The 11,130-nt window shown below is 72.2% G+C and carries 6 protein-coding genes and 1 tRNA gene; 4 read left to right on the plus strand and 3 right to left on the minus strand.

The genetic code is table 11. The annotated features are described in order from the left end of the window. Both CCR97_RS28205 and CCR97_RS28210 read left to right on the plus strand, forming a co-directional pair. A partial coding sequence (locus CCR97_RS28205) for a tripartite tricarboxylate transporter substrate-binding protein (RefSeq protein ID WP_201160102.1) occupies positions 1–898 on the plus strand: 898 nt, incomplete at its 5' end. A gap of 197 nt (positions 899–1,095) precedes the next feature. Continuing rightward, entirely contained in the window at positions 1,096–1,599 is a 504-nt protein-coding gene (locus CCR97_RS28210) for an RNA pyrophosphohydrolase (RefSeq protein ID WP_111356642.1), read from the plus strand. Here CCR97_RS28210 and CCR97_RS28215 read toward each other — a convergent pair. Next, positions 1,544–1,879: a hypothetical protein gene (locus tag CCR97_RS28215; protein ID WP_201160103.1), complete on the minus strand. Its 336-nt coding sequence runs from the start codon at positions 1,877–1,879 to the stop codon at positions 1,544–1,546. The genes CCR97_RS28210 and CCR97_RS28215 overlap by 56 nt on opposite strands. Before the next feature lie 245 nt (positions 1,880–2,124). Between CCR97_RS28215 and CCR97_RS28220 the strand changes: the two genes are divergently transcribed. Continuing rightward, positions 2,125–3,297 (plus strand): PAS-domain containing protein, encoded by a 1,173-nt coding sequence (locus CCR97_RS28220; protein ID WP_201160104.1) that lies wholly within the window; start codon positions 2,125–2,127, stop codon positions 3,295–3,297. A 213-nt stretch (positions 3,298–3,510) separates the two neighbouring features. Here CCR97_RS28220 and CCR97_RS28225 read toward each other — a convergent pair whose 3' ends face one another. Further along, on the minus strand, positions 3,511–8,412 hold the full coding sequence (locus tag CCR97_RS28225; protein WP_201160105.1) for an NAD-glutamate dehydrogenase: 4,902 nt from the start codon (positions 8,410–8,412) through the stop codon (positions 3,511–3,513). Positions 8,413–8,664: 252 nt separating this feature from the next. Here CCR97_RS28225 and ggt point away from each other — a divergent pair, with 252 nt between their 5' ends. Further along, complete coding sequence (gene ggt / locus CCR97_RS28230; protein ID WP_111357280.1) at positions 8,665–10,395, plus strand: gamma-glutamyltransferase; 1,731 nt, start codon at positions 8,665–8,667, stop codon at positions 10,393–10,395. 465 nt (positions 10,396–10,860) lie between these two features. Here the strand turns inward: ggt and CCR97_RS28240 are convergent. Next, positions 10,861–10,935: transfer RNA gene (locus CCR97_RS28240), tRNA-Gly, on the minus strand. Positions 10,936–11,130: the final 195 nt, after the last annotated feature.

Here is an 11,130-nt window from a genome sequence, read left to right on the forward strand (position 1 = left end):
CGACGACTTCCCCACCCGCCCCGTCACCATGGTCGTGCCGTTCGCCGCCGGCGGCACCTCGGACGTGATCGCCCGCGTCGTCTCCGAGCAGATGGGCCAGGTGCTGGGCCAGCGCATCATCAACGAGAACGTGCCCGGCGCCGGCGGCTCGACGGCGCTCGCCCGCGTCGCCCGCGCCCCGGCCGACGGCTACATGATCGCGATCGGCAATGTCGGCACCAACGCGGCCGCCTACGCGATCTATCCTGAGATCAAGTACACCAACGACGACTTCGTCCCGATCGGGCTCGCCGCCAAGACCGTGCCGGTGATCGCCATCCGCAAGGACTTCCCGGCGACCGACCTGAAGAGCTTCATCGCCCACGTGAAGGCCAATCCCGGCAAGGTCAATCTCGGCCATGCCGGCATCGGCTCGTCGAACTATCTCATCTGCAAGACCTTCATGGCGGCGGCCGGGATCGACGTGACGCTGGTCAGCTATCGGGGCGCGGCGCCCGCCCTCAACGACCTGATGGGCGGCCAGGTCGACGGCGTCTGCGACGCCGCCGCCTCGGTGTCCGGGGCGATCCAGAACGGGCTGGTGCGCGGCCTCGTCGTCTCGGCGCCGCACCGCATGCGCACGATTCCCGACGTGCCGACCTCCGCCGAGGCGGGCCTGCCCGAGTGGCAGCAGCAGGGCTGGAACGCCCTGTTCGCGCCGAAGGGCACGCCGCCCGCCGCCATCGCCAAGCTCAACGCCGCGCTGCGCAAGGCGGTGGCGAGCGACGCGCTGCAGAAGCGCATGGACGATCTCGGCTCGATCCCGGCCACCGAGGAGGAGATGGACCCGGCCGCCGCCGGCCGCCTCGTCGTCTCCGAGATCGACAAGTACCGCAAGGTGCTGGGCCCGGCGCAGTGAGCGCCGGCAACACGCATCTACTCTCACCGTCACCCTGAGGTGGCCGCGCTTAGCGCGGCCCTCGAAGGGCGACGGCCCGGAGGCCCCCTTGTCGATTCTCGGGCCGCATCCTTCGCGGCTCGCTGCGCGAGCACCTCAGGATGACGGATCGAGGGTTTGCGCCGTCATCACGACTTCCGCGTCCCTATGAGCAAACAATGACCCGCTTCGAAGATCTCCCCTACCGTCCCTGCGTCGGCGTGATGGTGCTCAACCGCGACGGCCTCGCCTTCATCGGGCGGCGCACCGAAGGGCCCGAGCACGTCGACGACGTCCACGCCTGGCAGATGCCGCAGGGCGGTGTCGACCCGGGCGAGGATCCGTGGCCGGCGGCGCTGCGCGAGCTCTACGAGGAGACCTCGATCCGCTCGGTGGAGAAGCTCGGCGAGGTCGAGGAGTGGCTCGCCTACGACATCCCGCGCGACATCGTCGGGCAGGCCTGGAAGGGCAGGTATCGCGGCCAGACGCAGAAATGGTATGCGCTGCGCTTCACCGGCGACGAGCGCGAGATCAACATTCACGAGCCGGGCGGCGGCGCCCACGAGGCCGAGTTCGCCGAGTGGCGCTGGGAGCCGGTGGAGAACCTCCCCGGCCTGATCATCCCGTTCAAGCGGCCCGTCTACGAGCGCGTCGTCGCAGCGTTCTCGAAGTACGCGCGCTGACGGGTGCGCCCGACGCAACGGCCGCGGCCGTCGTCGCGGCCGGCCTCGCATCGGCGGCGGCGAGCAGCGCGCGGCCGCGGGCCGTCAGGCGCACCGGCGCTGCGTCGCGGCTCGGCGCGCCGGCGCCGATCTCGACCAGACCGTCGATCAGCGCGTCCTCCCAGATCGACAGGCGCGGACAGCTCGTCCGCCACGCCTCCATCACGGCGGCGTAGCTGCGCGGCGCCTCGGCGAGCCAGCCGAGGAACTGCAGCGTGAGATGGGCGGCGGGGGTTGTCATACCAAGCTCCTCCCGTTGCGACGGTGGCGGGGCGATCGACTGGCGCTGTCGATCGTCGCTGTCGATCGTCGCCGTGGTAAACGCCGGCGTTAACCGTCCCGGACCGCTGAATCACGACGCCTTTTCGGCCTTGCGGTGCTCCGGCCACGGACGACGCGCCGGCCCGGCTCCGCGAACGCCCGCAAACTTTCGTTAGGAGTTTAATCGATGTCTCCGCGTCCCGAAACCCGGAGGACCCGGAGACCATGACGAACCCCCATCGGACGCGCCACGTTTCGACGAACCTGTCCGCGGCCGCCCCCGCCGCCGGAACGATCGCCCCGGCTCCGGCCCCGCCGCTCCCGCACGACGGCCGCGTGGCGCGCGTCGTGATCGGCCTCGTCCTCCTGATCACGAGCCTCACGGCCGTCGCGGTGACGATCACGCTGGCGCAGGGCGCGCCGGCGGCCGCCTGGGTCGTCGCCGGGCTCGGCGTCGTGACGGTCGCGGCGCTGGTCGCCGGTGCAGCCGCGCTCTCCGCCCCGTCAGCGCGTCCGGGCCTCGGCGGCGACGCGGCACAGCGCGCCGCGACGCTCGACGCCGCGACCGCGGCGGCGGCGCGCGAGCAGGCCCAGGACGCGATCCGGGCCGAGCGCGAGACGCTCGCGACCACGATGAACAACCTGCCGCTCGGCGTCGTCGGCATCGACGCCTCGATGCGGCTGGTGCTGTGCAACGACGGCTTCCTCGCCATGTACGGCCTCGCCCGCGAGGCGGCCGAGCCCGGCCTGCCGCTCGAGGCGCTGCTGCGCCGCCTCGCGCGCGCCGGCGCCGGCCTCGGCGACGCGCAGGCCTTCGTCCGCTGGATCGCCGAGCGCCGGGACGGCGCCGAGGAGTTCGTGCTCGCCGACGGCCGCGTGATCTGCATCACGCACCGGCCGCTCGCGCTCGGCGGCTGGGTGTCGACCCACGAGGACGTGACGGTGCGGCGCCGCGCCGAAGCGGCCCTGGTGCGCTCCGAGGCGCTGCTCGCCACCGTGCTCGACGCCGTGCCGGACGCCATTCTGGCGAAGGACGCCGGCGACCGCCGCTACGTGCTGATGAACCGCGCCGCCGAAGCGCTGCTCGGCGTCTCGCGTCATGCGGTGCTCGGCCGCACGGCGCGCGAGGTCTTCCCCGGCGCCACGGCGGCGCGGATCGCCGACGACGAGCGCACCGTGCTCGACGGCCGCGCGCCGGTGCTGATCGAGGAGCGGGCGATCGAGACGCCGGGCGCCGGCCCGCGCATCGTCTCGGCCCGCTCGCTGCCGGTCTGCGACCGCGACGGCGAAGCGCAGATGCTGATCACGGTGCTGCAGGACCGCACCGGCCGGGTGCGCCACCCGCTGCCGGTGCCGGCCCTGTCCGGACCGCTGTCGAAGCTGCGGCTGGCGAGCTGATCAGGTCGGGGCGATGCGGTCGAAGTGGATCGGTTCACGCTGCTTCGCACCGAAGAAGAGCTTCGTGTCCCGGGCGCGGCGCCACGCGCCGCGAACCGGGACCCAGAGCCAAGGAACGAGACGCTCACCCAGCCGCCACTGGGCCCCGGCTCTGCGGCGCATCGGGCCGCTGGCCCGACGCGCCTTGTCCGGGGCACGCGGTGCCTCGTCGCATCACCCCGGCGCGAGGTCGCCCAGGAAGCTAGCGGCCACCGAGAGGCGCGACAGCGTCAGGCCGGACGCGGCGATCTCCTGCACGGCGGCGCGCACCCGGTCGACCGCACTGCCGCGTGCTTTCGTCCACGCCTCCACGGCGGCGGGACCGGACAAACCGTCCGCCATCGTCTCGGCCGTGATGCGGCGCGCGGCGTCGCCGATCTGATCGAGCGCCCGGTCGAGCGCGAGCCGATCGAAATAGTCGGCGACGACGATTTTTCTGGCCGCGATAGAGAGCCGGTCGATGTCGAAATGCGCCGCGACCGCGAACCACGTCGCCGCGGCCTCCTCGACAGGACGGCCGACCCGGTCGGCGACCCGGATCGCATCGAGCGCCCCGCCGATCTGCGGCATGTCGGCGAGCTGCTGAGCGAGCTGCTCCGGCACGCCGGCGGCGGCGAGCTCGGAGGTGCGCCCGGCGCGCGCCAGCTGGGCGGGCTTGGGCAGCACGTGGTCGAGCGCCGCCTCGATGGCGGCGATGCCGGCCCGATGCCGGTCGACGATGCCGGCGAGGCCGCCCGAGAGATCGAGCCGGCGCAGCACCCACACCATGCGGTCGAGCAGCAGGTTCTGCACCTGCTCCAAGAGCGCGAGCTGCAGGTCGCCCGGGATGCGGTTGTCGAGCGCCTCGATCGCGGTGTTGAGCGCGACCATGTCGAACGAATCGCGCACCGCCGCGAAGGCGGCGGCGATGCGGTCCGGTGCCGCGCCGGTCTGGTCGGCGATGCGCACGATCAGGGTCGGACCGCCGCGGTTGATCATCGAGTTGGCGAGCTGCGTCACGATGATGTCGCGGCGCAGACGGTGCTCGGTCAGCGCGTCGGGAAAGCGCTCGCCGACGACCGGCGGGAAGTAGCGGCCGAGCTCACGGCCCAGATAGGCGTCGTCGGGGATCGACGACTCCAGGAGGTCGTGCGACAGCGACAGCTTGGCGTAGGCGAGCAGCACGGCGAGCTCGGGCCGCGCCAGCGGCACGCCGCGGCTGCGCCGCTCGGCGATCTCGACGTCGTCGGGCAGCATCTCGACGGCGCGATCGAGGAGGCCACGGCGCTCCAGCGTCTGCATCAACCGCTGCTGGAAGCCGAGATCCTCGAGCCCGCGGCGCTGCGCCAACGAGAGCGCCTGGGTCTGCTGATAGTTGTTGCGCAGCACGACGCGGGCGACGTCGTCGGTCAGCGAGGCGAGCAGGGTGTCACGGCCCGGCCGGTCGAGACGACCGTCGCGCAGCGGCCGGCCGAGCGCGATCTTCAGGTTCACCTCGACGTCGGACGTGTTGACGCCGGCCGAGTTGTCGATCGCGTCGGTGTTGAGCCGCACGCCGGCGAGCGCCGCGCTGATGCGGCCGCGCTGGGTGAGGCCGAGATTGGCGCCCTCGCCGACCACCTTGCAGCGCAGCTCCGGGCCGGTGATGCGGATCGCGTCGTTGGCGCGGTCGCCGGCCTGGTCGTTGGTCTCTTCCGGCGCTCGCACATAGGTGCCGATGCCGCCGAAGAACAACAGATCGACGGGCGCCTTGAGGATGGCGCTCATCAGCTCGGCCGGGGTGACGCGCTCCTTCTTCAGCCCGATCGCCGCCTGCGCCTCCTTCGACAACGTGATCTCCTTGGCGCTGCGCGGGAACACCCCGCCGCCTGCAGAGATCAGCGACTTGTCGTAGTCCTGCCAGCTCGACCGCGGCAGGGCGAACAGCCGCGCCCGCTCCTCGAAGCTCCGCCCCGGGTTGGGCGTCGGGTCGATGAAGATGTCGCGATGGTCGAAGGCCGCGATCAGCTTCGTGGTGCGCTCGCGCAGCATGCCGTTGCCGAACACGTCACCCGACATGTCGCCGACCCCGACCGCCGTGAACGGCACCTTGCCGATGTCGACGTTCATCTCGCGGAAGTGGCGCTTCACCGCCTCCCAGGCGCCGCGCGCCGTGATGCCCATGACCTTGTGGTCGTAGCCGGCCGAGCCGCCCGATGCGAAGGCGTCGTCGAGCCAGAAGCCGTGCGCCTGGGCGATGCCGTTGGCGATGTCCGAGAAGGTCGCCGTGCCCTTGTCAGCGGCGACGACCAGATAAGGATCGTCGCCGTCGTGCCGCACCGTATCGGCCGGGATCACCTGGCCGTCGGGCGCGATCGTATCGGTGAGGTCGAGCAGCGCGCCCATGAACAATTCGTAGCTCGCGATCGCCTCGGCCTGCACGGCCTCGCGGCTGCCGCCCACGGGAAGCTGCTTGGGCACGAACCCGCCCTTGGCGCCGACCGGCACGATGACGGCGTTCTTCACCTGCTGGGCCTTGACGAGGCCCAGCACCTCGGTGCGGAAGTCCTGCGGCCGGTCCGACCAGCGGATGCCGCCGCGCGCCACCTTGCCGAAGCGCAGATGCACGGCCTCGAGCCGCGGCGAATAGACGAACACCTCGTAGAGCGGCCGCGGCAGCGGCAGGTCGTCGATGCGCCGGCTGTCGAACTTGATCGCCATCACGGGCTTGGGCAAGCCGTCGCGATCGAGCTGATAATAGGTGGTGCGCACCGCCGCGAGCACGAGGTTGACGAAGCGGCGCAGGATGCGGTCCTCGTCGAGGCTGTCGACGGCGTCCAGCGCCGTGTCGATCTCGTGCAGGATCTCGGTCTCGTGGTCGGCGCGATCGTCGACCGACAGGCCCTGGCGCGGCGCGAAGCGGGCGTGGAACAGCGCGACGATCCGCTCGGCGATGGCCGGGTGGCGGGTCAGGGTCGCCCACATGTAGTCCTGCGAGTAGCGGATGCCGAACTGGCGCAGCGCTCGCGACAGCATGCGCACCAGCGCGATGTCGCGCCACGGCATGGCGGCGACGAGCGCCAGCGCGTTGTAGCCGTCGTCCTCGGCCATGCCGCGCATCGCCATCAGGAAGACGGCCTCGAGCCGGCGGCCGAGCAGATCGAGATCGACGGCGCCACCGCCGAGCCGCTCCAGCTGCATGTCGTGCAGCCACACCGGCGCGTCCGGCTGCGCGCTCGAAGCGTCGCCGGTCGGCGTCGCGACCCGGAACGTGCTCTCCTCGACGACGCGGAAGCCCATGTGCTCCAGCACCGGCACGCGCTCGGAGAGCGGAATCGGCCGGCCCTGGCTCCACACCTTCAGGCGGGCGCAGGCCGGCGCGTCGGTCGAGTTGCGATAGAAGTCGACGCCGAGCGGCCGGTCCGGCGTCAGGCGCTCCAGGATCTTGATGTCGTCGACCGCGGTCGACGGCGTGAAGGCGGTGCGATAGGCGCGCGAGAACGCCTCGGCGTATCTCTCCCTCAGGGCCGCGGCGCGGGCCGGCTCGTGGCTGGCGGCGAGCGCCGCGGCGAGCCGGTCCTGCCAGGTCAGCACGATGCCGGAGACGGCGTCCTCCAGGGCGGCGCGGCTCGGGCGCGGCGTCTCGCCGACGAAGCGGCCGACGATGTAGTGGACCCGCACCAGCGGCCCGTCCGGGAACCACGGATAGAAGGCGACGATGCGGCCCGTGTAGACGGCGGCGAGATGCGCCCCGATCGCCTCGCGGATGGTCGAGTCGTAGCGGTCGCGCGGCACGTAGACGATCACCGAGACGAACCGGTCGAAGCGGTCGAGCCGCGGCAGCACGCGCACCCGCGGCCGCTCGCCGAGATGCATCACGATCAGCGAGAAGCGCAGCAGCGTCTCCTCGTCGACCTGGAACAGCTCGTCGCGCGGATAGGTCTCCAGCACGTTGGCGAGCACGCGGGCCGAGTGGCTCGCCGGTGCGAAACCGGCGCGCGCCAGCACGGCCTCGACCTTGCGGCGCAGATACGGGATGCCGCGGGCCGAGCGCGTGTAGGCGGTCGCCGTGAACAGGCCGACGAGGCGCAGCTCGCCGACGACGCGGCCGCTCGCATCGAACCGCTTGATGCCGACATAGTCCATGTGGACGCGGCGATGGACGCGCGAGCGCGCGTTCGCTTTGGTGATGATCAGGGCCTTCGGCTCCTGCAGGAACTCCATCACCTCGGGCGTCACCGCGACCATCTCGCGGCCGCGGCGCAGCACCCGCACGTCGCCCTGGCGCAGGATGCCGAGCGCGTCGGCGGGCGCGGCTCCTCCGGGCTCGGTCGGCACCGCGTCGTCGTCGATCGCGTGAGCCCGCATGCCGAGGAACGTGAAGTTGTCGTCGAGCAGCCAGCGCAGGAAGGCGGTCGCCTCGGCGACCTCGCCGTCGGGCAGCGGCGGCGGGTCGCGCTCGAGCGTCGCGATCACCTCCTCGAGCCGGGCCCGCATGGCCCGCCAGTCGGTGACGGCGAGCCGCACGTCGGCGAGCGTGGCGCCCAGCGCGGCGACGATCTCGTCGCGGCGGGCGGCGTCGACGATGCGCCCGACATGGATGTGGATCAGGCTTTCGCGGGCCGTCCCCGGAACCGTGGCCGCGGCGGCGGGCGCCCACGACTGCAGGCGGGCGTCGGCGTCGCGCGTCACGGCGAGGACCGGATGGGCGACGAGCAGCGGGTCGAGCCCGTGCTCGCGCAGCGCGCCGAGCACCGAATCGACCAGGAACGGCATGTCGTCGTTGACGATCTCGATCACCGACACGGGCGCCGGCGCGGCGACGCCGTCCGGCGTCGCGATCCGGATCTTCGGCGCGCCGGGCGTCCGCTCGGCCAGGAACGCGAGGGCGCCGTCCGCGAGGTTCGCGAGCTCGTCGCCGTCGTACTCGGCGAGATCCTCGGCCGCAACCGCCCCGAACAGGGCGCCGGCCAGCCCGGTCGCCGCGTCCCCGTGCCGGGCCGCCAGGATCGCCTCGGCCGCGGCGATCACGCTTTTCGCACGCGACTCGTCGGGGGCTGCTCCCGCTCCGAACCCTGACCCGAAGCCCGCTCCGGCTCCCGCCGTGTCCGCATCCATGGCGTGCTCCTCGCGACATCGGCCCGCATGTCGAGCCGGACCCCATGTAAACCTCTGCACACGATTGCGGCAGAGCGCCGATTACGTATGCAGATCGGACTTGCGCCGGCCGGGGGACGGCGTCACGCGCGCGACGCGATTCTCGCCCAGCCCATGAACCGGATCCCGGCCGGGCGGGCATTTCGTCCGCCGGCGACCCATATCGGGCATTGTTCTGCCTCCAACGCCCGTCCGGAAAGGCCGATCCGTCCCATGCGTCTCGTGCTCGCGCTTCTCCTGTCGCTCGTCCTCGCGGCATCTCCCCCGGCTGCCGCCCAGCAGGCGACCGACGTCTCGCCCAGCACCGGCGAGATCGACGCCAGCGCCGTCACCGGCCGGCACGGCATGGTGGCGAGCCAGGAGGCGCAGGCGAGCCGTATCGGCGCCGCCGTGCTGGCGCGCGGCGGCAACGCGGTCGACGCGGCCGTCGCCACCGCCTTCGCGCTCGCCGTGACGCTGCCGCGGGCCGGCAATCTCGGCGGCGGCGGGTTCCTGGTGCTGCACCGGGCCGGCGGCGAGCCGGTGACGATCGATTTCCGCGAGACGGCGCCGGCCGCGGCGACCCCGAACATGTTCCTGGACGCGGCCGGGAATGCCGACCCGCTGAAGGCCCGGTTCAGCGCCAGCGCCATCGCGGTGCCGGGCAGCGTCGCCGGCCTGGCGCTGGCGCACGAGAAGTACGGATCCGGCAAGCTGTCGCTCGCCGCGCTGATCGAGCCGGCGGTGCGGCTGGCGCGCGACGGCGTGCCGGTGACAGGCGACCTGTTCGAGACGCTGACGCTCGCCGAGCGGCGGCTCGGCCAGTGGCCGTCGTCGGCCAAGGTCTTTCTTCCCGGCGGCAAGGCGCCGGCCGAGGGCGCGCTGTTGAAGCAGCCGGACCTCGCCGACACGCTCGGGCGGATCGCCGCCGAGGGGCCGAACGGCTTCTATCGCGGGCCGGTGGCCGACAAGATCGCCGCGACCGTGAAGGCCGCGGGTGGGATCCTGACGATCGCGGATCTCGCCGGCTACCGGGCCGTGGTGCGGCCGCCGGTGCGCGGCACCTATCGAGATTACGAGATACTCTCGATGCCGCCACCCTCCTCGGGGGGCGTGCATCTGATCGAGATGCTCAACATCCTGGAAGGTTACGACCTGACGGCGCTCGGCGCCGGCACGCCGGCCGCCCTGCATCTCGTCGTCGAGGCGATGAAGCTCGCCTATGCGGACCGCGCGGCGTTCCTGGGCGACGCCGACCAGGTCGACGTGCCGCTGGGGAAGCTCCTGTCGAAGGACTACGCGGCCGAGCTGCGCCGCGGCATCGATCCGGCGAAGGCCCGCCCGGCCGCGACGATCCGGCCGGACAGCCCGGCGCTCGGCGGCGGCGGCGCCAACACGACGCATCTCTCGGTCGTCGACCGCGACGGCAACGCCGTGGCGCTGACGACGTCGCTCAACTTCAACTATGGCATGGGGCTGGTCGCCGACGGCACCGGCGTGCTGCTCAACAACACCATGGACGACTTTTCGGCCAAGCCCGGCGCACCGAACGCTTTCGGGCTCATCGGCAGTGCCGCCAACGCGCCGGCGCCCGGCAAGCGGCCGTTGTCCTCGATGACGCCGGCGATCGTGCTCAAAGACGGAAAGACGAAGCTGGTCACCGGCGCACCGGGCGGCAGCCGGATCATCTCCACGGTGCTGCAGGTGATTCTCGGACGCGTCGACTTCGACCTGTCGCCGGCCGCCGCCGTCGCGGCGCCGCGCGTCCATCACCAGTGGCGGCCCGACGTGCTGCTGCTGGAGCGGGCGATCCCGCCCGCGACCGCCCAGGCGCTCGCCGCCATGGGCCACACGATCGAGGTCGGCGCCACCTCGGGCTCGGCCCACACGATCGTCGTCACCCCGGAGGGCGTCGTCGGCGTCGCCGACCGGCGGGCGCGGGGGGCCGGCGCGGCGGCGGAGTGATTCGGTCGCCGCGCGACGCACACTCTCCCCTCATGGTGAGGAGCGCGACGCAGTCGCGCGTCTCGAACCATGCGGCCCCGGATCGGCCTTTCCAACACCGGCGAGGCCGGGGCCTCGCCCTTCGAGACGGCTGCTTCGCAGCCTCCTCAGGGTGAGGACGAACGTTGGGGGGACTTTGACCGTCCGCTCAGCTCGCGCGGCGGCGCGCTTCGATCAGGCGGCCGAGCTTGCGGCGGGCGAGCGTCGGGCGCGGTGGGCGCGCGTTGACGCGGATCGCGCCGCTGCTGCGATAGGACGGGATGAAGAGCGGGGCGGTCTTGCAGCGGCCGGCGACAGGATCGGAGGAGCCGGCGGGAGACTTCAGGGAGCGCAACAACACCCGAAACATTGCGGTCGTCCCGGTGCAATCGATGTCTGCAAATCGGCTTTCGCGAAAGTGCCCGGATGAATCGCACCCGGAAGAACTGGAGCGGGCGAAGGGATTCGAACCCTCGACCCCAACCTTGGCAAGGTTGTGCTCTACCCCTGAGCTACACCCGCATCCGTGGGCGGCAGCGCCGCCGGAGCGCTTCTCTACCCAAACTCGGATGGCTTGGCAACCGTCCCGTCGCACCGAATTCCAGATCCGCGTCGAAGCGTCCGCTGGGCCGTCTCGCCGGCCGGCAGGGTTGACGCCGATGCGTCCCTCGGGGTCCAGTGCGGCCGCCGTAAACGGACCGCGCCCGCCCCACCATG

The sequence above is a fragment of the Rhodoplanes elegans genome (genome assembly GCF_016653355.1).
GTDB classification, from domain to species: domain Bacteria; phylum Pseudomonadota; class Alphaproteobacteria; order Rhizobiales; family Xanthobacteraceae; genus Rhodoplanes; species Rhodoplanes elegans.